General features: G+C 43.1%; 26 protein-coding genes. 18 read left to right on the forward strand and 8 right to left on the reverse strand.

Translation table 11 applies throughout. The features are described from left to right. Nucleotides 1-100: 100 nt before the first annotated feature. Genes F8N35_RS10115 through F8N35_RS10130 form a run of 4 tightly spaced genes read left to right on the forward strand, consistent with a single transcriptional unit; the run spans nucleotide 101 to nucleotide 4147 of the window. Nucleotides 101-949, forward strand: coding sequence for a DUF3316 domain-containing protein (locus tag F8N35_RS10115; protein WP_293052235.1), 849 nt, complete (start codon nucleotides 101-103; stop codon nucleotides 947-949). A 9-nt stretch (nucleotides 950-958) separates the two neighbouring features. Continuing rightward, nucleotides 959-1999, forward strand: a complete 1041-nt coding sequence (locus F8N35_RS10120; RefSeq protein ID WP_293052237.1) for a S41 family peptidase — start codon at nucleotides 959-961, stop codon at nucleotides 1997-1999. A gap of 17 nt (nucleotides 2000-2016) precedes the next feature. Beyond that, nucleotides 2017-3483, forward strand: a complete 1467-nt coding sequence (locus F8N35_RS10125; RefSeq protein ID WP_293052239.1) for an aminoacyl-histidine dipeptidase — start codon at nucleotides 2017-2019, stop codon at nucleotides 3481-3483. 28 nt (nucleotides 3484-3511) lie between these two features. Then, on the forward strand, nucleotides 3512-4147 hold the full coding sequence (locus tag F8N35_RS10130) for a WbqC family protein (protein WP_293052310.1): 636 nt from the start codon (nucleotides 3512-3514) through the stop codon (nucleotides 4145-4147). 10 nt (nucleotides 4148-4157) lie between these two features. Here F8N35_RS10130 and F8N35_RS10135 read toward each other — a convergent pair whose 3' ends face one another. The 7 genes from F8N35_RS10135 to F8N35_RS10165 form a co-directional block, all read right to left on the reverse strand. Beyond that, nucleotides 4158-4562: a septal ring lytic transglycosylase RlpA family protein gene (locus tag F8N35_RS10135; RefSeq protein ID WP_293052241.1), complete on the reverse strand. Its 405-nt coding sequence runs from the start codon at nucleotides 4560-4562 to the stop codon at nucleotides 4158-4160. Nucleotides 4563-4782: 220 nt separating this feature from the next. Next, nucleotides 4783-5475 carry a TonB-dependent receptor plug domain-containing protein gene (locus F8N35_RS10140; RefSeq protein WP_293052243.1) on the reverse strand — a complete coding sequence of 231 codons (693 nt, stop codon included), beginning with the start codon at nucleotides 5473-5475 and terminating at the stop codon, nucleotides 4783-4785. 235 nt (nucleotides 5476-5710) lie between these two features. Next, a complete protein-coding gene (locus F8N35_RS10145) occupies nucleotides 5711-6091 on the reverse strand; it encodes a NifB/NifX family molybdenum-iron cluster-binding protein (RefSeq protein ID WP_293052246.1) in 381 nt (126 codons plus the stop codon). A gap of 33 nt (nucleotides 6092-6124) precedes the next feature. Then, the gene (locus tag F8N35_RS10150) at nucleotides 6125-6538 is read right to left on the reverse strand and encodes a DUF134 domain-containing protein (RefSeq protein ID WP_293052249.1); all 414 of its coding nucleotides are present in this window, start codon (nucleotides 6536-6538) and stop codon (nucleotides 6125-6127) included. Then, entirely contained in the window at nucleotides 6538-7152 is a 615-nt protein-coding gene (locus F8N35_RS10155) for a class I SAM-dependent methyltransferase (protein WP_293052252.1), read from the reverse strand. The genes F8N35_RS10150 and F8N35_RS10155 overlap by 1 nt, the downstream gene beginning before the upstream one ends. A 78-nt stretch (nucleotides 7153-7230) precedes the next feature. Continuing rightward, entirely contained in the window at nucleotides 7231-7770 is a 540-nt protein-coding gene (locus F8N35_RS10160) for a CDP-alcohol phosphatidyltransferase family protein (protein WP_293052255.1), read from the reverse strand. A gap of 6 nt (nucleotides 7771-7776) precedes the next feature. Beyond that, nucleotides 7777-8598 carry a nitroreductase family protein gene (locus F8N35_RS10165; protein WP_293052258.1) on the reverse strand — a complete coding sequence of 274 codons (822 nt, stop codon included), beginning with the start codon at nucleotides 8596-8598 and terminating at the stop codon, nucleotides 7777-7779. Between the two features lie 184 nt (nucleotides 8599-8782). On the opposite strand from F8N35_RS10165, the gene F8N35_RS10170 reads away from it, so the two are divergent. The 14 genes from F8N35_RS10170 (at nucleotide 8783) to F8N35_RS10235 (ending at nucleotide 20959) form a co-directional block, all read left to right on the forward strand. Then, the gene (locus F8N35_RS10170) at nucleotides 8783-9139 is read left to right on the forward strand and encodes a VOC family protein (protein WP_293052260.1); all 357 of its coding nucleotides are present in this window, start codon (nucleotides 8783-8785) and stop codon (nucleotides 9137-9139) included. Nucleotides 9140-9212: 73 nt separating this feature from the next. Beyond that, nucleotides 9213-10019 carry a helix-turn-helix transcriptional regulator gene (locus F8N35_RS10175; protein ID WP_293052263.1) on the forward strand — a complete coding sequence of 269 codons (807 nt, stop codon included), beginning with the start codon at nucleotides 9213-9215 and terminating at the stop codon, nucleotides 10017-10019. 180 nt (nucleotides 10020-10199) lie between these two features. Beyond that, nucleotides 10200-10697 (forward strand): sigma-70 family RNA polymerase sigma factor, encoded by a 498-nt coding sequence (locus F8N35_RS10180; protein ID WP_293052266.1) that lies wholly within the window; start codon nucleotides 10200-10202, stop codon nucleotides 10695-10697. Continuing rightward, the gene (locus F8N35_RS10185) at nucleotides 10697-11176 is read left to right on the forward strand and encodes a hypothetical protein (protein WP_293052269.1); all 480 of its coding nucleotides are present in this window, start codon (nucleotides 10697-10699) and stop codon (nucleotides 11174-11176) included. Before F8N35_RS10180 ends, F8N35_RS10185 begins: the two co-directional genes overlap by 1 nt. A gap of 15 nt (nucleotides 11177-11191) precedes the next feature. Continuing rightward, complete coding sequence (locus F8N35_RS10190; RefSeq protein WP_293052272.1) at nucleotides 11192-11644, forward strand: DUF6108 family protein; 453 nt, start codon at nucleotides 11192-11194, stop codon at nucleotides 11642-11644. Between the two features lie 19 nt (nucleotides 11645-11663). Further along, nucleotides 11664-12632 (forward strand): hypothetical protein, encoded by a 969-nt coding sequence (locus F8N35_RS10195; RefSeq protein ID WP_293052275.1) that lies wholly within the window; start codon nucleotides 11664-11666, stop codon nucleotides 12630-12632. Between the two features lie 363 nt (nucleotides 12633-12995). Then, on the forward strand, nucleotides 12996-13538 hold the full coding sequence (locus F8N35_RS10200; RefSeq protein WP_293052278.1) for a 4Fe-4S dicluster domain-containing protein: 543 nt from the start codon (nucleotides 12996-12998) through the stop codon (nucleotides 13536-13538). 130 nt (nucleotides 13539-13668) lie between these two features. Next, entirely contained in the window at nucleotides 13669-14517 is an 849-nt protein-coding gene (locus F8N35_RS10205) for a CoB--CoM heterodisulfide reductase iron-sulfur subunit B family protein (protein WP_293052281.1), read from the forward strand. A 405-nt stretch (nucleotides 14518-14922) separates the two neighbouring features. After that, complete coding sequence (locus F8N35_RS10210) at nucleotides 14923-16923, forward strand: CoB--CoM heterodisulfide reductase iron-sulfur subunit A family protein (protein ID WP_293052283.1); 2001 nt, start codon at nucleotides 14923-14925, stop codon at nucleotides 16921-16923. Between the two features lie 166 nt (nucleotides 16924-17089). Beyond that, a complete protein-coding gene (locus tag F8N35_RS10215) occupies nucleotides 17090-17569 on the forward strand; it encodes a hydrogenase iron-sulfur subunit (protein WP_293052286.1) in 480 nt (159 codons plus the stop codon). A gap of 97 nt (nucleotides 17570-17666) precedes the next feature. Then, entirely contained in the window at nucleotides 17667-18467 is an 801-nt protein-coding gene (locus F8N35_RS10220) for a 4Fe-4S dicluster domain-containing protein (RefSeq protein ID WP_293052289.1), read from the forward strand. Between the two features lie 166 nt (nucleotides 18468-18633). Beyond that, nucleotides 18634-19632: a 4Fe-4S dicluster domain-containing protein gene (locus tag F8N35_RS10225; protein WP_293052292.1), complete on the forward strand. Its 999-nt coding sequence runs from the start codon at nucleotides 18634-18636 to the stop codon at nucleotides 19630-19632. 61 nt (nucleotides 19633-19693) lie between these two features. Continuing rightward, a complete protein-coding gene (locus tag F8N35_RS10230; RefSeq protein WP_293052295.1) occupies nucleotides 19694-19942 on the forward strand; it encodes a four helix bundle protein in 249 nt (82 codons plus the stop codon). Between the two features lie 174 nt (nucleotides 19943-20116). After that, entirely contained in the window at nucleotides 20117-20959 is an 843-nt protein-coding gene (locus tag F8N35_RS10235) for an FAD/NAD(P)-binding protein (RefSeq protein WP_363928380.1), read from the forward strand. 159 nt (nucleotides 20960-21118) lie between these two features. Here the strand turns inward: F8N35_RS10235 and F8N35_RS10240 are convergent, their stop codons facing one another. Then, nucleotides 21119-22990 carry an NACHT domain-containing protein gene (locus F8N35_RS10240; protein ID WP_293052300.1) on the reverse strand — a complete coding sequence of 624 codons (1872 nt, stop codon included), beginning with the start codon at nucleotides 22988-22990 and terminating at the stop codon, nucleotides 21119-21121. Between the last annotated feature and the right edge of the window lie 346 nt (nucleotides 22991-23336).

Raw genomic sequence — 23336 nt, forward strand, 5'->3', positions numbered from 1 at the left:
AAATAATAATTTGGATATATTTACTGCCAAAACTTTTGAAGCCGAAATGAAAATAAAAAAAATCATGTACTTTTGTTCTTCTAATTTGAAATCCAACGATATGGTGAAATTCAGAGCAAAGACTATACTGTTTTTTGTCTTATTGTCGCTTACATCCATTTTTGCCCAGGAACCCAAAAACACGATTACGAGTGGTGGCTGGTCGTTGGGTATCGGAGGTGTAAGTGTTCATGATGAGTATTTATCGCCTTTGGTTTATACGGGAACTCTGTTTAGAGCCGATTACGAATCAATGCGTTTTATCTCTGATTCGAACAATAAGGTTTCTTTGCAGCGGACGCTTATGGTTTCGGGTGGAATGACGGATAATGAGGCGAAGACAAACTCAATTTTTTATCTTGCTTTGCGCCCCGGAATTGGTGTTCATTACCATTTTCGTCCCGTGACGAATCTGAAGATTCTGGTGGGGGGTGTTTGGGATGTTTTCTTTGCCAGCAAGTATAGTTTTAATAACGGGAATAATCCATATTCGGCCGATATTTCAACTCAATTAAATGCTTCTGCAATAGCACAATATACCATGAATATCAAGAAATTTCAGGTTATATTTCGATATTCAACGCGGTCTCCTCTGGCAGGAGTGATGTTTGTGCCGGAATACGGATCCTCTTATTATGAGATGTTTACGTTGGGTAAGCTTGGAAATGCCATCCATTTTGCATCGCTAAACAATTCATTTGCGTGGAATAGCAGTTTATCTGCCGACCTTATGTTTAAGCGGATGATTCTAAGATTATCATATACCCATGATTATGAAAAGCATCACGCCAATTCTTTGCATTTTGAGTCGATGCAAAATGTTTTTTCGATAGGAACTGTGATAAATTTTTCGACGTTTGACCGGGGAAAGCGTAAAGCTCCAGCCTCATATAACGATATAAACAAGTAAATTCCGGTCATGCGACAGATACTGATTTTAATAATAGCCATTAGCTTTGCATCTTGTAAGATGTCGGTAGACGAACCATCGAATATCAACGATTACAAGACAAATTTTGAGGCTCTCTGGAAGATAATGGACGACCATTATTGCTATTTTACGTATAAAAAGATCAACTGGGATTCTATTGGAAATGTTTACAGAGCCAAACTTCAACGTTCAGATACTCTCAATTACATCCAGTTCTTCAGAATTTGTGGCAATATGCTTTCAGAATTGAAGGATGGGCACGTTAATCTGGTCTCGTCGTTTGATGTGGCACGTTACTGGAAATGGTACTTAGATTATCCCGATAATTTCAGTTCAACTATTTTGTACAGCGACCGTTATCTGGGAAAGAATTATTACATTGCAGGTGGTTTTAAGTACAATGTTTTGCCGAAATCGGCCATCGGATATATTTATTACGGCGATTTCTCTGACGGGTTTTCCGGTGCCAATCTTTCATATGCAATTGGCATGTTAGGGAACTGTCAGGGATTAATTATTGATGTTCGTAACAATGGGGGAGGGATGTTGACCTATGCCGAGGACATTGCTTCCAGGTTTACCACACAATCGTTGACTTACGGTTATATCCGGCATAAAACAGGTACTGGTCATGACCAATTTTCATCCCCGATTGCTCAAACCCTGACTCCGTTTTCAACCAGTTCAATAGCAACGAATTGGGTGAAAAAGCCAGTGGTGGTTCTGACAAACCGTTCTTGTTACAGTGCAACGAATGATTTTGTTTGTATTATGAAGCAACTGCCTAATGTGGTGATTATCGGAGATCAGACCGGCGGCGGTGGTGGACTTCCGATGAATAGTGAGCTGCCTAACGGATGGATGGTCAGATATTCGGCATGCCCGATGTACGATGCTGACATGAATAATATCGAATTCGGGATTTCACCGGATATTAAAGTAGATATGAGCCCGGCAGATATTGCCAAAGGGATTGACACCATTATTGAATCTGCAATTACTTATTTGAAACAACATAAAGTAAATTAACCATTTATTCAAACAATATGGAAAAGAATCGTGCCATCGAACAGTTACAGCCGGTAGCTGTATGGCAAAATTTCAAAGCGTTAACTCAAATTCCACGTCCTTCGGGGAAGCGTGATCTGATAACAAAGTATCTGGTAGATTTTGGCAAAAATCTTGGGTTAGAGTCTTTTGAAGATGAAGCCGGAAATGTCATTATCCGTAAGCCGGCAACTCCGGGTTTGGAAAAACTGAAAGGTGTTGTGCTTCAGGCTCACATGGATATGGTTCCTCAGAAAAATGCAGCCGTGGCGCATGATTTTGAGAAAGATCCTATCGACGCATTTGTTGATGGCGAGTGGGTACGAGCCAACCAGACCACACTGGGAGCCGACAATGGCATTGGTGTGGCTTCGGCATTAGCTGTGCTACAAGCGAAGGATTTAACTCATGGCCCTGTAGAAGTGCTGATTACAGCTGATGAAGAAACCGGAATGTTTGGTGCTGTAGGTTTGAAAAACGGAACTTTGAAAGGCGAAGTATTGCTTAATCTCGACTCTGAAGACGAAGGTGAACTGTATGTGGGTTGTGCAGGCGGTATAAATGCTCACATTTCTTTTGCATATAAAGAAGAGCCTGTTTATCATGGCGATGTAGCCTATAAGATCAGTCTTACAGGCCTGAAGGGCGGACACTCCGGATTGGATATTAATCTCGGCCGTGCCAACGCCAATAAATTGCTTTTCCGCTTACTGAAATATTTAGTTTCTTCGTTCGAAGCGCGTCTTGCATCGATAGAAGGAGGAAATCTCCGCAATGCCATTCCTCGTGAGGCATTTGCCGTGGTGACTGTTCCGGAAGAAGGTCAGGACGATCTTCTGGAGGCTATTTCCGAAATGGAAGCGATTTTCAAATCGGAATATGCTTCGGTTGAACCTGATTTGAAGATTATTGCCGAAGAGGTTGAACTTCCGGAAGGAATGTTACCAGAATTTGTTCAGGATGACCTGATTAACGGTATAACTGCTTGTCCGAACGGCGTGTTACGCTTTGTGCCCGAAATGCCTGAGGTGGTAGAAACATCCACTAACCTTGCAATTGTAAAATCGGATGGTTCGCATGTAGAAGTAGCTTGTCTGGTAAGAAGTTCGGTAGAATCAATGAAAGAAGAACTTTGCTCGATGATTGAGAGCGTTTTCTCTCTGGCGGGAGCAAAAGTTGAATTCTCAGGAGGTTATCCCGGATGGCAACCTCATTTCGATTCTCCGATCCTGAAGGTGATGTCGCAGGTTTATGCCGATAAATTTGGGAATACTCCCGAAATTAAAGTAATTCATGCCGGATTGGAATGCGGAATTATCGGTTCTGCCGTTCCCGGACTGGATATGATTTCATTCGGACCAACCATTCGTCACCCGCATTCACCTGATGAAAAGGTGAACATTGCCACTGTAGCTAAGTTCTGGGATTATCTGACCGCTGTTTTGAAAGCGATCCCCGCAAAATGATCTTGAAAAATAATTGATGGAAAGTGGAATGAACGTCTGGATGTCAGTTGCTTATCTGGCTCCTTTGCATTATTATGCCCGAATGCTGTCGGCACGAAATGTATTTATCGAGCAGCATGATAACTATCTGAAACAGACTTACCGTAACCGTTGCCAAATCGTAACGGGAAACGGTGTCATTCCACTTTCCATTCCTGTTGATAAAGGAGAGAGTGTGAAATGTCTTTCCCGCGACATTCGCCTTTCTTCTCACACCGACTGGCAAACACTCCATTGGCGCTCGCTGGTGGCAGCTTACAATTCATCCCCGTTTTTCGAATATTATACAGACGATCTTCTCCCGTTTTATGAGAAAAAATGGGATTTCCTGTTCGATTTCAATATCAGCATCCAGTCAAAAATTCTGGAACTGATTGATGCTGAAATTACTGTCGGATTTACTGACGACTATAAAACTGCGTTCGGAGAAGGAGAGTTGGATCTTCGTGAAGGGATACACCCAAAAAAAATGCCGGAATCAGAAGATCCGGCATATAGAGTTGTTCCTTACTATCAGGTATTTGATCAGAAATTCGGATTTATTCCCAACATGAGCATTGTTGATTTACTGTTCAATATGGGCCCCGAGTCGAAAGAAGTCCTGAAAAAGATGATTGTGTTGTAATTGCCGATACCTATTTACGTTCGTGCAACGCGATAGAATCGTTAGGTGTTGACATAGCATCAGCAGCGTCAATTTTGGATATTTCGACGGGAGCAATGCCAAAACGCACGATATCTATCTCTTTTGCAGCTGCATAAGAGAGATCGATGATTAGATTACGGCGATGAGGACCACGGTCGGTCACTTTTACTATTACTTCTTTGTTGTTTTTTGGATTTCGCACTTTTAATAACGTTCCCAGCGGGTAAGTGCGATGAGCGCATGTCAGACTGTCTTTGTTATATCTGCTACCATCAGAAGTTCTACGTCCATGCATTTTTTTGTTGTAATAAGTTGCATTTCCGTGCTCCTGGGCATATGAGAATCCTACGCTGAATAGAATGAAAAGAAGCAGTAGTCGTATGGTTAGTTTCATTGTCTTGGTGGGTGACTGGCAGCATCTGATACAAGTAAGAGAGACTGCCTGATTACCTCTTTTTTTCGGGCAAAAGAGAATAGCCAAACGATTTAGATTTACAAATTAAGCAATTTTATTCGGATTTCCGGCAATTTTCTCCTCTATATTTCCAGTTTCTCAGGGTTTATTATCGTTTATTTGGTAAATATGTTAAACAAATATGGCTTATTTCGTTCTTTTACCGACTTTTTTTGGTTGTTATCAAAATCACGCCGTTAGCTCCCTGTACTCCGTAAATGGCCGTCGCTGCGGCATCTTTCAGTACGTCGATTGATTTTATATCATTAGGATTTAATGTGCTGAGAGCACCGGAATAAGGGATATCATCCAGAATAATCAGAGGATCGGAAGTGTTGTTAATGGTCGAGATTCCGCGAATACGCAGTTTGATATCGCTGCCCGAGTGAACGACCTCAACACCGGGAACTGTTTTGAAAAGCATCTCGATATCCCCAGTGTTATTTCGTGTAATTAGCTTCTCATCAACAGAGCTTACAGATTGGGTCATCTTCGATTTTTGAACCTTACCGTAACCAATATTGATCTCTTTATCGGGATCATCCATGTCATACGGCAAGAAAATGGTGATTGTATTCTGATTATTTACAGCCACTTTTTGCGTGACATATCCTTTGCGTGAGAAAATAAGTTTCCCTTTTGCCGGTGCCGCAATTTGATAAATGCCGTTTGTGTCGGACACTGCTACAACCGAACTTCCCTTTATTTTTACGCTTACACCTTCAATCGGGTTGTTGAAGATATCTTTTATTAGACCCCTGACTGTGATTTCCTGACAAAATGTGTAAGAGGTAATGAGTGTCAGCAATAGGGTAGTGACACCGACGGCTTTAAGGAACGATGTTGTTTTCATGACGGAGATAGATTAAAAGGTGGCTTATTCACTGAAATACAAATGTATGTATTTTAAATGATTAATCGCCATTTTTCTTTTTACGAGTCCGGTATTGAGCGAAATGGAAAAATGAAACAAAATCTCATATCAAAGAATAGGTCAAGATGACTTCATGATAAAGCTGGGTTCAAATCAAAAAAGGTCTCCTGAACAGAGACCTTTTTGTTTGAAATAAGCGAAAGGGAATGAATGATTAGCTCCCGTGGTTGCAGGAGTGTTCTCCATCTTCGTGATTATGATTGCATCCAATGCCAGAATCCACCGTTTTACCGCTGATGTAATTTTCCACGACAACGCGTACATTCCCTGAGCATCCGCGCAGGACATCAATGCCGTGACTTTTGAGTTTGTTCAAAGCGCCATCGCCCATATTTCCGGCCAGCATCGTTGTTACTCCCATTTGCTGCAGAGTCGATGCGATGTTGCTTTTGCAACCGCATCCTGCAGGCGAAGGTACAATAATAGCACCTTCAATCTGGTTTTGCTGATTGATAGAAAAAACGGTATAGGCATCGCAATGACCGAAATGGTCATCTACCAGATTTTCTTTTGTTGGAACTGCTATTTTTTTCATTAGTAAATAATTATAATTAACAATACAAACAAATCATATATAACTCGTTATCTCCTTCAGTTCGTCATCACTATATTTTGTGCATCCGTGACAACGAGTATGATTTTCTATTCCCTCCACAAGGCGATGACAGGTTCTGCATCGATACCATTTCTTATCAAACTGAACATCTCCGCCTTGAATTATTATGGCTGAGCCTTCAACAAACGCTTTTGCGATTGTTTTGCGGGCCTGTTCGTATATCCGGGTAAAAGTAGGACGGGAAACCTGCATCTTTTCGGCAGCCTGTTCCTGAGTTAAACCTTCGTAATCAGTGAGGCGAAGTGCTTCGTATTCTTCAAAAAGCAGGGTAACCGTCTCTTTTCCATTTCTGTGAATTCCAAACGGTTTGAATCCCTCCATTGCTGGGGGACAACCGATCCGCCGTTGACATTTAGGGCGAGGCATTATTTTTGTGCTGTTAAAAAGAATACCGGGAATGCTTTTATCTCTCCGCTTTCAACGGGTTTGCTCATCACAAAACAGGTTTTATATTGCGGATTTTTGAAACCGGCAGCAACAAGCATTTCTCCCATTTCCTTCGGATCGAATCCGTTATGTCCGTCAAATCCTTTGCCATGAAAAGACCCGTCTTCCGTGTACAGATCGGCAATGGCGATATATCCACCGGGATTCAGTAACGCGTAAAATTTATCCAGCAAAGGTTCTATTTTAGCAACGTGATGAAGTACCATTTGTGTTGCAATAAGATCGACCTTTTCTCCGGCGAAATCATCTTTCTCCATGTTGAAAAGCGTAGGGTGGAGATTACTTGCATTGCTATCAGCAACTTTTTGCTGCATCACTTTTACCATCTCTTCCGAACTGTCCAGCATAACGATCTCTTTCACATCATCTTTCAGCATGAAGCTCAGGATACCCGTGCCGGCTCCGTATTCCAATACCCGCCAGTCGTTATCAATGGGCAATATTGTTTTTATATCGTTGGCAATTGCCTGCGAACGTTCCCAATGAATAGAATTGCCATCCCATCCGGCAGCAGCCAAATCAAAGTTTGTCATAATTGAATAATTTTGAATGCAAATATATATTTTATTTTGAACATATGCTCAAAATATTTGCTTTATATAGATATTTTTTTATTTACTAAATATGCTCTTCCTGTTCAGGTTCAGTTCTTTGCAAAACAAGATAATGAAAAATTCTTCTATTGCAGGTAGAAGGCAAATGATGAAAATGACTTTGATGAAAAAACCGGGAATAGAGAATAAAATGAGAGGAATAGAAAAAAACAGCAGTAGTCCGATTACTTTGTTGGCAATGGTATGAATAGAGACTATTTTCCGAAACCGGATTATCCCGGTAATCAGAGAACACAATTTGAAGGTCAGAATCAGGATTAGCCAAAACAGATTATCAGTAATTACCGTTTTGTAGTTTAGCCAGACAATCAGCATAATGCAGAGAAAGAAGATTGCATCGGCCAGGGAGTCGAGTAGGGCACCGGTGTGGCTGGTCCATCCGTATTTGCGGGCGATGTACCCGTCTGCCACGTCGGTGATTCCGGCCAGCAGATAGATTATCAGAAAAGGAATTGAGTTCCCGGAGAAAAGCAGAAGCATCCCCGAAAACCCAATACGGCAAATCGACAATATATTCGGAATTTGTTTCAGTTGCATTACAATCTACATCCAGTTCACCTGGGCTTCTTTGCGTTGAGGCGTTTTGAAATAGCGATATTTCGGGTATCCTACCATCAAAGCCGAGTGCACGGTGTACGAATCGTCGAGCCCGATCACTTTTTTTAGGTCGGGAGAATACTGAAGGGCAACCATCAGGTAACCGGCCCAGCATCCGCCTAATCCGAAAGCGGGAAGCAGCAGTTCGAGATGAGAGGCGGCAATGGTATTGTCTTTTGCCCCGGTGGAATAAGCTGTTTCGGTATAACCGATTATCAAGTGTGGAGCATTGCGGCAAATTACATCGTTTCCCCGTTCGAATGCGGTAACCAGCCCGACAAAGTTAAGCCGGTTGGCCAGCTCGGGATTGGCCTGAATCATTGTTTTCATCCAGGAAATAACCCCTTCTCCCAGTTGGCGGATGGTTTGTGGATCGCTCACTACAACCCAGCGATTCATCTGCCGGTTGACTCCCGTAGGGGCATAGCGCACAATGTCGATAACTTCTTCCAACACCTCTTTGTCTACTTTCTTCGGTAAAAATGCACGAATTGATCGGCGGCTGCGGAAATATTCAGCAATATTTTCGGACGTTACCTCTTTGAGTTTTTCGCGTCGTATAGGTGTCATCTCCGGAAGATAATTATGCTTTAGAGCCGAGTCGGGACAGATCGATTCGCAATGGCCGCAAAGCACGCAGCGTTTCTCTTTTTCGGCAGAAACAAAAGGAGTTTTGTTGTTACTCATGGCAATGATTGAAACGGGACATGCTTGCACGCAAATGCCGCATCCTTTACACGCAGCGTTGTTGATCGTCAGTAGGCTCATAAATTATTTTTCAGGTGGATAATGAGAGGTTTACTATCTCTTGAATAATGAAATAAAGGTATGAAGTGTTTTTAAAAAATCAAGGGGTGAAAATTGGCATCTGTGCAGAATGTCTCTTTTTTCCAATCCCGTCATTTTTGATGTTGTTACCTTTGTCGCGTAAATCATTAAAAATAAAACTATTATGGACAGATTAATTGCGTGGGTCGAGATTCCTTCGACCGACTTTGATCGAGCTGTGGACTTTTACAGCGGATTGTTGGAGGTACAACTCGAAAAATCGGTGTACGAAACGGAAAAAATGGCCTGTTTACCGGGCAATGTCGGGTGTGTTTTCTCGGCTCCGGGATACCAACCCTCCGAACAGGGAACTATCATCAGTTTGAATGTGGGCAAAAAAATGGACGACCGCATCAGGTATGTTGAAAATAATGGCGGCAAAATCGTCTTCCCTAAAACGAAGATTCAGGCAGAAGGTTTTGGCTACTGTGCCCTTTTTATCGACACCGAAGGTAACCGGTTGGGCTTATACGGAGATTAATATTCATCTCATTAAGTGCCAGTCGACAGGCTGGCATTTTTTTCTTTACCTTTACACAATCAATTTAGCTACAATGCAGTTCCGACTGATAAAACCCTCGCCTTTGTTGGCTCCTTACATCCGGCAATACTGGTATCTGGAGATGGATGCCCGGGAGGGGATGCAAAAAACGGAGCGGGTAGTGCCGAATGGCTTTGTGGAGATGACGTTTCATTTCTCCGATCGATTGATGAGGATTGGCGAAACCTGCGAAATGCAGCCGGGAATCATTATCAGCGGACAAAAGACCGGTTTCTTTGATGTGCTCCCTACCGGACGGACCGAAATGCTCTCTGTACAGTTTTACCCACATAGCGCCGGCCTTTTCTTCCCGTTTCCGGTCAGCGAATTGGCTGATTATTCTCTTCATCTGGAGGATGCTGTGGGAACTGTTGCCCGAGAACTGGAAGAACAGCTCCAAGATTTATCGTCGCTCGAAGAGCGGGTTGCACACATCGAGCGTTTTCTTTTGCATCTTCTTTCTCGAAATACGACCTACCAATGGAATCGTATCTGCCATACCATCCATCTGATTAATAATGCAAAAGGAGTGATTTCTGTTTCAGAACTGGCAGATGCAGCCTGCATGAGCCGAAAACAGCAAGAACGGGAATTCAAAAAAATGGTTGGGTTATCTCCCAAACAATACCTGAAGGTCATCCGGTTTCAGTCGGCTCTTTATGCCCATCAGCAATTTCCCGGCGACACACTTACCGAACTGGCGTATCGTTGCGGCTATTTCGACCAATCGCACATGATCAACGATTTTCGTCAGTTGTCCGGCATTACTCCCGGTCAATATTTTTCTGAGTGTGAGGCTCCTTATTCTGATTATTTTTGAAGCTGGGACTTCAGACAGTCCTAAAAAAGTAGTTGTTTTTGTCTGATCAAAAATGGTCAGTCCTCCGTAATTTTATACATTATGCTGTGAATTAGTACTTTTGTGCTGTATTTGAGTGTTTTTGAAATTTTTTTATTGTTGGAATGTTATAAATGAGTGATAGCTTCGTCATATTGTAAAATGAATCCCGAACGATTTAAAGCGGAAGTCGTGCCGCTACGTGAAAAGCTCTTACATATAGCATGGAAAATGCTTGAGGAAGAGCAAGATGCTGAGGATGCCGTACAAGAGGTATTTCTCAAGCTCTGGCACATTCGCGATTCGCTCGACAAGTATGACAGTATTCCGGCTTTTGCCACCACGGTAACCAAGAACATCTGTGTTGACAAAATCCGGATCAGGGGAAGAGAGACATCACTCGACGATGAGATATACCGGCAGGCCGGGCCCGACAATCCCTACCTGCAACTGGAACGGAAAAACAGTGACGAGATCATTCGGTTTATAATTGACAGGCTTCCGCCGCTACAACAGGCAATTATACGAATGAAAGATATTGAGGAATACGAAGTAGAACAAATTGCCGAAATAACCGGCACACAAATAGAAGCCGTGCGGATGAACCTGTCGAGGGCACGGAAAAAAGTGAGAGAGGAGTATTTAAAATGGACAAAATAATGCAACTATTCAGCAAAAATAAGACAATCAGCGCTACAGAGGCCGATGCGCTTCTGGAGAAATACTACGAGGGATTTACTTCGGCTGAGGAAGAGCGGCAGTTGCATCTGTTTTTGTCGCAACCGAATTTGCCCGTGCAGTATGAGGCCGACCGTGCCATGATGGGTTATTTTGCAGGCGAAAAGCAAGCGGTCAAACCAACGAAAAAACCTGTAATTATACCGATGATTCGTTGGGTAAGCGTGGCAGCTGCTTTAGTCGGAGGTATCTTCTTGGTAAAATCGCTGATGATGGAACAACCTCGATGTTATGCCTACGTAGATGGCGTAAAAGTAACCGATGTGACGGCCGTGAAGGCTGAGGCAATGCAATCGATAAGTGAGGTTGCTTCCGGACCCGACGAAGTGGAACAAACAACAAAGCAGTTCAAAACCGAACAAGTTATAAAAGATCAACTATCTGTATTTTCAGGAAACTAATAAAACCAAAATAAAATGAGACGCTCAACTAAACTTTGTTTTCTTCTGTTTGCGATGATGGCATTGGCTTTGCCACAGCATCTGGCGGCACAGAAAGATTTGCAAATCAGCAAGGTGTTCGATATTTACGGTAAAAAGAAGGGGGTAACCATGGTAGAGCTTTCGGGCGAAATGCTGGGTGACTATAACCTCTCGTTGTTCAAAAGCATTGTGATCAATGATGATCCTGCTGCCGGAGATTTTATCCGTAAGTGTCTGGCCAAAGATCAGGAAGGAGCCAAAAAGGTGAAACAGGTAATTTCAAGCGGAAGCCTCTCCATGATAATTCTGCAACTTCCCCGCAAAGGTCGGCTCAATCGTCTGATACTTTACAATGCTACTTCGTCAGGATACAAAATTACGCTGGTCTATCTTGAGAGTAGCGATGAAGTAGATGATGTCCTGAATCTATTATTGAAAAAGAAATAACACATAAATAAACTATCCTATGAAACGATTTTATTCATTATCAACGAATGTAGTACGAATGAGAACCATATTCGTACTGGCTTTGATTGTCTCAATGGCTTTCGGAGCAAAAGCAGCTGTTTTGCCGCTCGATACCACTATCCACTTTAACAGCAAGACAGTGAAAATAGAGGATAATGCCGAGCAAGTAAAGATAAAGGTCTATGATCAGGGCAATGACTCAGTTCCATACAAACAACTTTACGAAGGCATATTCAGCGATGGTAAAAGTTATGAAAAATGGACGGTGATGGAAGAAGTTGGCCTGCAATTGCCTTTCCTGAACAAGAAACATGGCGAGAAGTATTATCGTAAAAGTTATAGTATGCAACCGCATTATGCAGGTTTCGGGATTGCCTATGCAAACATTACCAATGATTCGCACTCCAAACTGACCAACGTCAATGGGTTGGCCATCAAACCCGATCAATCGACAGAATGGTTTATCAACCTGTTCGAACATATTTTGCCGATTTATCGCAATACTTTCGGTATCACTACAGGGTTAGGAATGAACTGGAAAACATTCCGCCTCGACAACAATACCCATTTGGTGGATGTTGATGGAGTGACGGGCGTTTATAATGCTCCTGCCGGAATAAAGTATCAATATAGCCGTTTGAAAATCGTGCATCTTACTTTACCGTTGATGCTTGAATGGCAGCCTACTTTCGGACACGACCATAAATCCTATGTTGCTGCCGGTTTAGAGGGAGGCATTAAGACGTTCTGCTCGTATAAAGTGAAGTATAATGATGCCGAAGGAAATACCATTAATCGCGTAGAAGACAAAGGATTGAATACAAATCCTGTTTCTATCGATCTGATTGCACAGGCTGGTTACGGCGATTTCAGCGTTTTTGCAAAATACGGTTTGGTTAAGATTTTTCAGAGCGGGAAAGGGCCTGATGTCAGAGCTGTATCTTTAGGTTTGATGCTCCACTTTTAGCATACGAAACAATTAATTCAAGGGCCGAAATCATCACATTTTGGGGTGGTTTCGGCCTTTGTTGTGTTAAAAATTACACATTTTATTCCATTTTGGGCAGTTTCTAGCTAAATTAAGGGCGCTTAAAGCTCTGTTTTTTACGATTATACCAGGAAATATGTTTTACAACATAAAATTGGTCAACCAAAACAGGTACAACTATCAGGATAAACGATTAATTTTGCTGCCGTTTGCAAACTACAGATTGCAAATTGCATCGTTTTGTGAAAAGTAGAGTTGCCATTTTGATGAAAAAATCACATGAATTGCTCACAATTCGTACAATTGTGCACGGTAAAATGGCATAATGTTTCAAAAACCAATATGATAACCAACCAAGAATCAATACTGGAATTGCAGCAACACACCGGTGTGAATGTAAACCGTTGTTATCAATGCGGCAAATGTACCGCCGGATGTCAGTTAGCCGAAGAAATGGATTTTCCTCCGAGCATGGTAATGCACATGTTGCAAACCAGAGATGAGGAGCTGTTTCAGCAACTGTTGAATTCGAAAACGATATGGCTTTGCGTATCGTGTCAAAACTGTATCGAACGTTGCCCGATGTCCATCGACATACCTCAGATCATGGATTATCTCCGCGAAAAATCGGCTGGCGAACACAAAATCAATCATCAATCCCGCGACATCGTCGCTTTCCATCGCGCCTTCCTCGATTCCATCAAATATACCGGACGTCTTTACGAAATCGGCCTGATAGCCGGTTATAAGACGCGTACCTTCCATCTGACTCAGGATGTAAAGCTGGCTCCGAAAATGTATGCCAAAGGTAAATTGCCGTTGGTGCCCGAGATGATTAAAGGAACCCGAAATATCAAAGGAATTTTCTCAAAAACAAAGATATAACCGCAAAATAAACGGCATTTGTAGCCTGATTATGATCTAACCATTAAGGCATTAAGAGGATGAAGTGAAATCTTAAATCCTTAATTTCTTAATGGTAAAACTTTATTTTTGCGGTTAATACAGATTAATTATGAAGAAATTAGGATTTTATCCTGGCTGTTCGTTGAAGGGCTCTTCTTCGGAATATGCGCAATCGGTGCTGGCCGTGGCGAAAGCTTTCGACATTGAGTTGGAAGAGATCAACGACTGGAACTGCTGTGGCGCGACTGCTGCTCACAACATGAACAAGGAACTGGCTCTCTCTCTTTCCGCTCGTATTCTGGCATTGGCCGAAAAGCAGGGAATGGAGGAGATCGTGGTGCCTTGTGCAGCTTGCTACAACCGCCTGACGGTTACCCAGCACGAACTGAACAAAGACGAAGCCCTCAAACAGCGTGTTTGCGATATTATCGAAATGCCGATTAGTGGCAGCCTGCAAGTACTGAATGTGATGCAGCTGATTGATAAATACGTGGCCGACCGACTTGAAGAGAAGGTGACGACACCGTTCGGGAACAAAGTGGCCTGCTACTATGGTTGTCTGCTGGTTCGCCCGCACAATATCCTCAAATTCGACCGTCTGGAAGATCCACAATCGATGGATATTCTGATGAAACGTTCGGGAGCGAATCCCATCGAATGGGGTTTCAAAACAGAATGCTGCGGAGCCGGATTCTCCGTATCGCGCACCGATGTGGTGGCCAAACTTTCGGGCAACATCGTGAAAGATGCTGCCGACCGTGGAGCCGAAGCCATTATAGTGGCATGCCCCATGTGCCAGTCGAATCTCGATATGCGCCGTCCTGCCATCAACGAATACCTGAAACAAAAAATCGATATTCCGGTATTGTACATTACCCAGGCCATTGGCCTTGCTGTGGGCCTGAATCCGAAAGAGGTCGGTTTGCAAAAACACTTTGTACCGGTAGAAATTAATTGAAGCCAAAACGTGAATTTTTTATTTAAAGAAGCTCCTATTCGCTCTACATTTGCAATTGTGGGGCTAATTATTGGAGGGCTAATTACGTTTCTTAAAATCATATACATTTCTGGTAGTGCCGAATTTGCTGGATCACTGATCGCATTAGGTACATTAATTTTCTTTGCTGTATTTTATGTTATTACATTAATAATCAGTTATTTAATTAAAGAAGATACAACGCTGAAAATAGTGTTTCAATGTGTTTTATATCTGTTATTCTTGTTTATGTGCCTAAGGCTATGACAAGTATTGCTATTAATTTGTGTTGAAAAAAAAATTTATCTGAGATTGCGAAAACTGAGTGAAACCCGATTGCTGTTTCATCTTCAAATTTTCAAATTCCCAAATTTTCAAATTGAATCCATGTCGAAAATAGGAGTATTTATTTGCCATTGCGGAGAAAACATCAGCGCTACAGTCGATTGCGAAAAAGTAGCCGCCGAAGCCGGAAAAATGGACGGGGTGGAATTTGCCACCGACTACAAATACATGTGTTCCGATCCGGGGCAAACACTCATTAAAAACGCCATTAAGGAAAAAGGGCTGACCGGTGTCGTGGTAGGCGCCTGTTCGCCGCGTATGCACGAACCGACGTTCCGTAAAGCGTGTGCTGAAGCAGGATTGAATCCCTACCTCTGCGAAATGTCGAACCTGCGCGAGCATTGCTCGTGGGTGCACGAAAAGAACGAGCAGACCACCGAAAAGGCGATCGACTTAGTGAAGATGCTGGTGGAGAAGGTGAAAAAAAACAAACCGCTGAATGCGATCAAGGTGCCCATTACCAAAAAAGCACTGGTGATCGGTGGTGGTATTGCCGGAATCCAGGCGGCACTCGACATTGCCAATGCCGGTCAGCAGGTCATCATGGTGGAGAAAGAACCCTCCATCGGCGGCCACATGTCGCAGCTCTCCGAAACATTCCCTACGCTTGACTGTTCGCAGTGTATCCTTACCCCCCGCATGGTGGAGGTGGCACAACATCCGAATATTACCCTCTACACTTACGCCGAACTGGAGCATCTCGACGGTTTTATCGGTAATTTCAAAGCGACGATCCGCCTGAAGGCAAAAAGCGTGGACTATAAGCTTTGTACCGGTTGCGGATTGTGTACCACCAAATGTCCGAGCAAGAAAATTCCCAGCGAATTCAACGAAGGATTGGGCATGCGTACGGCCATCTACACGCCGTTTCCGCAGGCGGTGCCCAACAAACCGGTGATCGACCGGGCTAATTGTACCTACTACCAAAAAGGCAAATGTAAGGTATGCGAAAAAGTATGCCCCACAGGTGCTATTCAATACGACCTTCCCGACCAGTTTATTACCGAAGATATCGGGGCCGTGGTAATTGCCACTGGATTCAACGTACTGAAAACCGACTTCTTCCCTGAATACGGTTACGGCAAATATGCCGATGTGCTTACCGGATTGCAATTCGAACGTCTGGCTTCGGCATCGGGACCAACTCTGGGCGAGATTCGTCGCCCGTCAGACGGCAAGGTGCCTAAAAAGATCGTATTCATCGCTTGCTCCGGATCGCGCGACCCGGCCAAAGGCATTCCTTACTGCTCCAAAATATGCTGTATGTACACCGCCAAACATGCCATGCTTTACCAGCACAAAGTGCATGACGGCGAATCGTATGTCTTCTATATGGACATTCGTGCAGGCGGCAAAAACTATGAAGAGTTTGTGCGCCGTGCCATCGAAGACGACGGCGTGAATTATATCCGTGGACGCGTAGCCCGCATCTACGAAAAAGACGGCAAATACATTGTGAAAGGTGCCGATACTCTGCTCGGATCCAAACCGGTGGAGATTGAAGCCGACATGGTGGTGCTTGCTACCGCAGGCGTTTCCAATCCTGGAGCCGAGGAACTGGCACAGAAAATGCACGTATCGTACGATGCTTACAAGTTCTTTGCCGAAGCGCATCCGAAACTGAAACCGGTAGAAACCAACACGGCAGGTATTTTCCTTTGTGGCGCCTGTCAGGCTCCCAAAGATATTCCCGAAACGGTGGGAATGGCCTCTGGTGCTGCTGCCAAGGTGATTGGCCTTTTCTCGAACAGCGAACTGACCCGCGAACCGTTGATCGCCGTGGTGAACCGTTCGGCTCCTCCGGTATTCTCTACCTGTGTGGGTTGTTTTATGTGCCAGACGGCCTGTCCGTACAACGCCATCGAACGCGAAGAGATCAAAGGGCGAGACGGCAGCGTAATCAAAACCGTAGCGAAAGTCAACCCGGGGTTGTGCCAGGGATGCGGAACCTGTGTGGCCTTCTGCCGCTCGAAAGCCATCGACATGCAGGGCTTCTCAAACGAACAGATGTTTGCCGAGGTTATGGCGCTGTTGAATGAGTAAAAGGATGTGAAAGGTGAAGCGACTTCCAAGTCGCTTTATTTGAGATTATATTTTTCAAGCGACTTCCAAGTCGCTTGTCCCGAAGAATCTGAAATTTGTCTTTGTGCCTTCGTGACTTTGTGTTGAAAAATAGTACATTGTAAATGAATAAATTGTAAATAAAAAGATGTCAGAATTTGAACCGAAGATCGTTGCGTTTGTCTGCAACTGGTGTACCTACGCGGGTGCCGACCTGACGGGGACGAGCCGTATCAAATACGCTTCCAACGTGAAGATTGTCCGTTTCCCGTGTACCGGCCGCATCGACTTCATGCTGCTGCTCAAAGCCTTTGCCGAAGGTGCCGACGGTATTATCGTGTCGGGGTGCCACCCCAACGATTGCCACTACACCTCGGGTAACTTCCACGCGCGTCGCCGCTGGGTGATTTTCCGCGGATTGCTCAATTTTATGGGCATCGATGTGAACCGCATCCAGTTTTCGTGGGTGTCGGCAGCCGAAGGAGCCAAATGGGCCGACGTGGTGAACAGCACCGTGACCGCTGTCCGTGAACTGGGACCATATACGCAATACCGCAAGGCAGCCGACTATCTGGCACAACAGGATCAGAGTATTATTGACGGTCAGGAAGCGATGATAATAAAATAAATACAACCTCTCCCCAACCCCTCTCCCCAAGAGAGGGGCAATCGGTAAAAACGGTTTGACAGGGGAACAGGTTATTTTGCAAAAAAAGAAATTTCCAATGGAAGAACTGAGAAAAAAGGCTGCTGAGCTGCTGCAGTCGGGCGAAGTACAGATGGTGATCGGTTACGAAGAAGGTACCCGTCATCCACGCCCCTGCTTTATCTCTTCGGCAGACGATGCCGCCAAACTGATATACGACGACCGTTGCACCGGCAATCTGGCTGTTTACCTGACACACAAAGAGCTGATAGGCGGACAAAAAATTGCCATCACGGCATCCTATTTTGCCCTGCGTAGCATCCTGCGATTGTTGACCGAACATCAGATTCAACTCGATAAGCTGGTTGTACTCACCGTTTCGGCAGAGAAAGAGGTGATTCAGTTTGCTACCACCGACGATATTACGGCTTACCTGCAAACCGCACCTGTTCCTGCACGCGAAGATGATAAAGCGTTGATCGAGAAACTCAACGCCATGAGTCCCGCAGAGCGTTGGGAATTCTGGTCGGCCGAACTCTCGAAATGTTTTAAGTGCTACGCTTGTCGGGCTGCATGTCCGATGTGCTACTGTACCAAATGTATTGTGGAAGAGAACCGTCCGCAATGGATACAGCCGTGGGCAAGTACGCTGGCCAATATCGAGTGGCACATCAACCGCGCCATGCACATGACCGGCCGTTGTGCCGACTGTGGAGCCTGTGGAGCCGCTTGTCCGCTTGGGTTGCCGATCCATCTGCTCAGCCACCAGATTGTGCAGGAGGTGACCGATAACTTTGCGCTGGATGTCAATCAGGCCGTGTCGGGCGACAATGCCCTCTCAACCTTCAAACCGGAGGATAAGGAGAATTTTATACGATAGAACCGCAACCCCCTAAATCCCCTCAAGGGGGACTTGTTAATCTGCTTTAGTGAGAACAGACATTTTTATAGAAAAAAGAAATAGAACGGATATATAAACAAGAATCAATTTAAAATACAGATTCTTTAAGTCCCCCTTGAGGGGGATTTAGGGGGTTGTTGATAATATGGAAAAACGTTTCATTACTCAGGCATCGATTAACCGCTGGCTCACAAAAATTGTCAACGACGGGAAACATCTCTATGCTCCGGTAAAAAAGGGCGATCGCGTTGATTTCGGGCGTGCCACTTCGGCCGACGACATCGTATTCGATCATATCCAGACCACCCAATCGGCCAAGTCGGTGGCATTTCCCCGTACCGATGTGCTCTTTTCGTACGAGAAAGAGAAAGGCAAGGTACAACTCGAAAATGCCGATCTGACCGCTTATCCCGAAACGGTGGTGTTCGGACTGCATCCCTGCGATGCTGCCGGTTTCAATCCGCTGGGAGCTATTTTCAACTGGGATTACAAAGACGAAATATACAATGCCCGTCTGCAACGCACCGTGGTGGTGACGCTGGCCTGTACCAAAGCCGATGAGTACTGTTTCTGTACTTCGGTCAACGGAGGCCCGGGAAATACCGCCGGAAGCGACATACAGCTTACACCGGTTAAGGACGGTTTTCTGGCCGAAATCCTGACCGAAAAGGGCGAAGCCCTGATGAAAGCCGATGAGGCCGCTTTTGAAGCCGATCGTGGAGATGTAAAAGAAGAATTTTTGGTGAAACTACCGGAGAAATTCGATGTCAAAGCCGTTCAGGAGAAGTTGCAGACCGCCTTCGAAAGTCCGATCTGGAAAGCACAGTCGCAACGCTGTATCGGTTGCGGAGCGTGTGCCTACGTTTGTCCTACCTGCGCCTGTTTCGATATTCAGGAAGACGCGCACGGCACCAAGGGAAAACGTCTCCGTTGCTGGGATTCGTGCGGTTTCGCGCTGTTTACTCTGCACACCTCGGGACACAATCCCCGCCAAACGCAGGCACAACGGTGGCGTCAACGTCTTTTGCACAAATTCTCCTACATGCCCGACCGCCTTTCGGTGCGCGGTTGTACCGGTTGCGGCCGCTGTTCACGGGCTTGTCCGGTGGATATGAATTTATCCGAGCATCTGAGCTCAATTTGAGGATTTGGTAATGTGGAAATTTGAAGATGGAAACAGCCTTAGATTGTATTGATTATGAAAAATGAAAAATGACAAAGATAATTTGATAGTCAACCTTTCGGTAGAATTTGCATTAGCAATAATTGAATACTGTGAATTGTTTGAAGAGAATCGGAAATTTGTCATTGCCAATCAATTGCTCAAGTCTGGAACGTCCATTGGGGCTAATGTTCGCGAAGCGCAAAATGCAGAAAGCAAGGTTGACTTTATTCACAAACTGAAAATAGCAGCAAAAGAAGCTGACGAAACGGAGTATTGGCTGATTCTTTGAGAAAAATCAAAAAATTATCCCGATCCTTCATCTCTGAAAGAAAAACTGAACTCAATACACAACGTGATTTCAAAAATAATCATCACATCAAAAAAGAACTGATTAAGACGTACGCTTATGGATAATTTACAACATATTGAGGAGAACGGTATTACCACATCCTCAAATCCCCAAATCTCCACATCTTCAAATCTGTACACGCCTTATCTGATGACCGTCGAGAAAGTGACGCAGGAAGCTCCCGGCGTGAAGACTTTCCGTTTGAAGTTTCAGGATGAGGAGGCAGCAGAACAGTTCTCGTTCAAAGCCGGTCAGTTCGGTGAATACTCGGCGTTTGGCGATGGCGAAAGCACCTTTTGTATTGCTTCGGCTCCAACCCGCAAAGGCTATATCGAGTGTACCTTCCGCGAAGCCGGTAAGGTAACTTCGTCACTGGCCAGACTCGAAGAAGGTGATACCATGGGTTTCCGTGGTCCGTTTGGAAATACTTTCCCCATTGACCAGTGGAAAGGTAAAAACCTCCTCTTTATTGCCGGTGGTATTGCGCTTCCTCCCATGCGTTGCGTGATCTGGAATGCGTTGGATACCCGCGAGAATTTTAAGGACGTGAGCATCCTATATGGTGCCAAATCGGTAGCCGATCTGGTCTACAAACACGAACTGAAAGAGTGGGAAGATCGTCCCGATGTGAAGCTGATCACAACAGTAGATCCGGGTGGAGAAACACCTGATTGGAAAGGCGAAGTGGGCTTTGTGCCTTCCGTACTCGAAAAGATGAATCCATCGAGCGAAAATACCGTGGCCATTGTGTGTGGTCCTCCGGTGATGATTAAGTTTACCTTCCCGGTGCTGGAGAAACTCGGTTTCAAACCCGAAAATATCTACACCACGCTCGAAAACCGTATGAAATGCGGGGTAGGGAAGTGCGGTCGCTGCAACGTGGGAAAATTATACGTGTGTAAAGACGGGCCTGTATTTACCGGAGCTGAATTACAGGCTTTACCCCCTGAATATTAACAACTCTCTGTTTTAAAAGAAGCTCTATTTATTATTTATTGTGTTTAGGATGAGGCTGCTGTCGTTTGATGGTGGCCTCGCCTTTTTTTAGATGGAAAAAATCGGGCCATGATAACTGTATTACATGCTACATAAACAAGGAAGTGAAAACGAAGTTTACTATTTATTAATCAGTTCTACAATATCATTTCCAATAATTAAAGTTCCTGGAAAATTATTTCTGTCAGCAACTGATATACTAATATTTTTATGTGTGTATCTAGTTTCAGTTTTGTATGCAATTCGTTCTGTGTAAATCTTATTAAAATTTGAGATAGATATTTTCAAATTTGTGTGTTCAAGTAGAGCTTTAAGAGTTCTTCTAAATATTGGTATTTCTGTTTCTTTTATTGTTATAAAGAAAAATACAAGAACAGATGGATTCTCATTAAAATCAGGACTTTCATCAACTAATCTATCTAAGAATATATTCCAGAAATTTTCATCATATCTTTTATAGTCTTTGATGAAATTTTCAAAATATGCATTAGGCGATGATGATAGACAAATGGCAATTGCAGTTTCATTTGGCAGTTCTTTCAAAATTGAATATTCTGGAATTTTGGGCAAAGAATATATATATTTTGCTGTCAAGAATTCCTGCAATGATTTATGAGAAAATTCATATGAATTATATCCAATCTGGACTAACAACCCTGTGTGATTTTCAAGTTCAATCACGACTTTCTTTGATTGCGAAGGTGGAAGATTGTGAGTTTTATAAATCTTATTATAACATTTTTTTAAATCCTCGCTTGAAAAAACATTTTTCTCCAAATGATATGAAAACCAATAAGATAAATGAGCTAAAAATTCTTTCTTCTTTTCAATATAAAAATCAGCATATTCAGATGGTCTAACAATACTTCTCTGTTGATCCCAAGATTCCAAAAGTAGATTTAGCACAAAATCATAAATGTATCTTGGTTTCGGCGGAATCGTTTTTCTCCTTTCATAAATTGCACATAAATGAGATAATGTTAGAGGTCTCATTGTAGTATCATAATACGGAGATTTTCTTATTTGTTCATATAAGTCTTCTGACTGTTTCTTATCCCCTAACCAATTTTTAATTATTTTCTTAATTTGATTGTCGTTAAGTGGGCATATCTCATATTCTTCTGTTTGAGGAAGTTTAAGTATGAAATCATTATTTCTGGATGTTAAAATAAATCTGGCACTTTCAAGAGATAGAGACAATTCATGAAATTCTTTTTCAATTTTATTTTTTAAGGATGTATTTGGAATTTCATCAAAACCATCAGCTATTAATAAGATATTACAATCATCTAAGAAGCTGACAACTGCTTGTTTAATTACGCTGTGATATTCGTTATAGAAAAGGTCTATTTTGTCAATTGGAAACTTAATTTGTATTCCCAAGATGTCTATTAAAATTGGGAATAATCCAAAATGATTTCCATAATTGTTATTACTATAGTCAATGTCTCTAAAACGAATCACCACTGGGCATGAAAATGGATTTTTATCTGGATTTTCTAGAAATTCAGTACATATCTTTTTAATAAATGTAGTCTTTCCTGCTCCGGCACCTCCATAAATTATCTTATGTTTATCATATCTTTTTATAATTGTAGTTCCTTTTACTCTCTCTGTTTTTTCAGATTCATCAAACCGGAACTTTAATGGAGACAAAAACAAGTCAATTTCAACAAATACTTTATTTAACCTTTTGGACGTTAATGCTGTATTGAAATATATCTCTTTTGCCCAATTATTGGTTTTTTTTAGATTATCTGCTATTCGTCTTAGCACAAATGATTCTTCAATTTCCAAATCATAATTATCAGAAAAATATTCATAATCTTCCTTTGGCAATTCTTTCCTTGCTTTTTCAATTATTTTCTTTGATGCTAACTTGAATAATTTATTAACACTAACAATTCCTTTTTCGACTACTTTAGGAACAATTTTCTTTTCAATAATGTCAGCATAATCAATTGCCTTTATACTTTCTAGAAATTCATTCATATTTTCAATCAATTTAAATATTCCTTTGCTGTCGTGGCTCTCCTGATCCCAACTGGTGCAAGTTTGGCAATAGCGTAACTTGTACCTAAAACCAGAATGGATTTCATCTACAATCAGCTCCAAACTGCTTTTATTTTAGCTTCGCTGAACGTTGTTTGCGTCCAGGCTATACTTCATTAAGCTTGAACGGGGATCTGCTTCCTTCCAAGTCTTGCTCCAAAAGGGGCGAGACTCCTGACCCCTGCTTGTTTGTCTGTTTTTAGTGGAATTACTTCAATCGCGTTACCGCCAGTTTTCTGACTTCTACGTTATTGTCAAGTCGGGCAATTGATGCAAGAACCGATTG

The organism is Paludibacter sp. (genome assembly GCF_009712605.1).
Taxonomy (GTDB): Bacteria; Bacteroidota; Bacteroidia; order Bacteroidales; family Paludibacteraceae; genus Microbacter.

What these genes read in the sequence shown, in the direction of transcription:
- F8N35_RS10240 (WP_293052300.1), bottom strand. Translation starts at nt 22,990, where the DNA reads ATGAATGAATTTCTAGAAAGTATAAAGGCAATTGATTATGCTGACATT.
- F8N35_RS10125 (WP_293052239.1), top strand. Translation starts at nt 2,017, where the DNA reads ATGGAAAAGAATCGTGCCATCGAACAGTTACAGCCGGTAGCTGTATGG.
- F8N35_RS10150 (WP_293052249.1), bottom strand. Translation starts at nt 6,538, where the DNA reads ATGCCTCGCCCTAAATGTCAACGGCGGATCGGTTGTCCCCCAGCAATG.
- F8N35_RS10170 (WP_293052260.1), top strand. Translation starts at nt 8,783, where the DNA reads ATGGACAGATTAATTGCGTGGGTCGAGATTCCTTCGACCGACTTTGAT.
- F8N35_RS10140 (WP_293052243.1), bottom strand. Translation starts at nt 5,475, where the DNA reads ATGAAAACAACATCGTTCCTTAAAGCCGTCGGTGTCACTACCCTATTG.
- F8N35_RS10145 (WP_293052246.1), bottom strand. Translation starts at nt 6,091, where the DNA reads ATGAAAAAAATAGCAGTTCCAACAAAAGAAAATCTGGTAGATGACCAT.
- F8N35_RS10225 (WP_293052292.1), top strand. Translation starts at nt 18,634, where the DNA reads ATGGAAAAACGTTTCATTACTCAGGCATCGATTAACCGCTGGCTCACA.
- F8N35_RS10120 (WP_293052237.1), top strand. Translation starts at nt 959, where the DNA reads ATGCGACAGATACTGATTTTAATAATAGCCATTAGCTTTGCATCTTGT.
- F8N35_RS10215 (WP_293052286.1), top strand. Translation starts at nt 17,090, where the DNA reads ATGTCAGAATTTGAACCGAAGATCGTTGCGTTTGTCTGCAACTGGTGT.
- F8N35_RS10205 (WP_293052281.1), top strand. Translation starts at nt 13,669, where the DNA reads ATGAAGAAATTAGGATTTTATCCTGGCTGTTCGTTGAAGGGCTCTTCT.
- F8N35_RS10175 (WP_293052263.1), top strand. Translation starts at nt 9,213, where the DNA reads ATGCAGTTCCGACTGATAAAACCCTCGCCTTTGTTGGCTCCTTACATC.
- F8N35_RS10185 (WP_293052269.1), top strand. Translation starts at nt 10,697, where the DNA reads ATGCAACTATTCAGCAAAAATAAGACAATCAGCGCTACAGAGGCCGAT.
- F8N35_RS10230 (WP_293052295.1), top strand. Translation starts at nt 19,694, where the DNA reads ATGAAAAATGACAAAGATAATTTGATAGTCAACCTTTCGGTAGAATTT.
- F8N35_RS10200 (WP_293052278.1), top strand. Translation starts at nt 12,996, where the DNA reads ATGATAACCAACCAAGAATCAATACTGGAATTGCAGCAACACACCGGT.
- F8N35_RS10135 (WP_293052241.1), bottom strand. Translation starts at nt 4,562, where the DNA reads ATGAAACTAACCATACGACTACTGCTTCTTTTCATTCTATTCAGCGTA.
- F8N35_RS10160 (WP_293052255.1), bottom strand. Translation starts at nt 7,770, where the DNA reads ATGCAACTGAAACAAATTCCGAATATATTGTCGATTTGCCGTATTGGG.
- F8N35_RS10155 (WP_293052252.1), bottom strand. Translation starts at nt 7,152, where the DNA reads ATGACAAACTTTGATTTGGCTGCTGCCGGATGGGATGGCAATTCTATT.
- F8N35_RS10180 (WP_293052266.1), top strand. Translation starts at nt 10,200, where the DNA reads ATGAATCCCGAACGATTTAAAGCGGAAGTCGTGCCGCTACGTGAAAAG.
- F8N35_RS10220 (WP_293052289.1), top strand. Translation starts at nt 17,667, where the DNA reads ATGGAAGAACTGAGAAAAAAGGCTGCTGAGCTGCTGCAGTCGGGCGAA.
- F8N35_RS10130 (WP_293052310.1), top strand. Translation starts at nt 3,512, where the DNA reads ATGAACGTCTGGATGTCAGTTGCTTATCTGGCTCCTTTGCATTATTAT.
- F8N35_RS10210 (WP_293052283.1), top strand. Translation starts at nt 14,923, where the DNA reads ATGTCGAAAATAGGAGTATTTATTTGCCATTGCGGAGAAAACATCAGC.
- F8N35_RS10115 (WP_293052235.1), top strand. Translation starts at nt 101, where the DNA reads ATGGTGAAATTCAGAGCAAAGACTATACTGTTTTTTGTCTTATTGTCG.
- F8N35_RS10165 (WP_293052258.1), bottom strand. Translation starts at nt 8,598, where the DNA reads ATGAGCCTACTGACGATCAACAACGCTGCGTGTAAAGGATGCGGCATT.
- F8N35_RS10195 (WP_293052275.1), top strand. Translation starts at nt 11,664, where the DNA reads ATGAAACGATTTTATTCATTATCAACGAATGTAGTACGAATGAGAACC.
- F8N35_RS10190 (WP_293052272.1), top strand. Translation starts at nt 11,192, where the DNA reads ATGAGACGCTCAACTAAACTTTGTTTTCTTCTGTTTGCGATGATGGCA.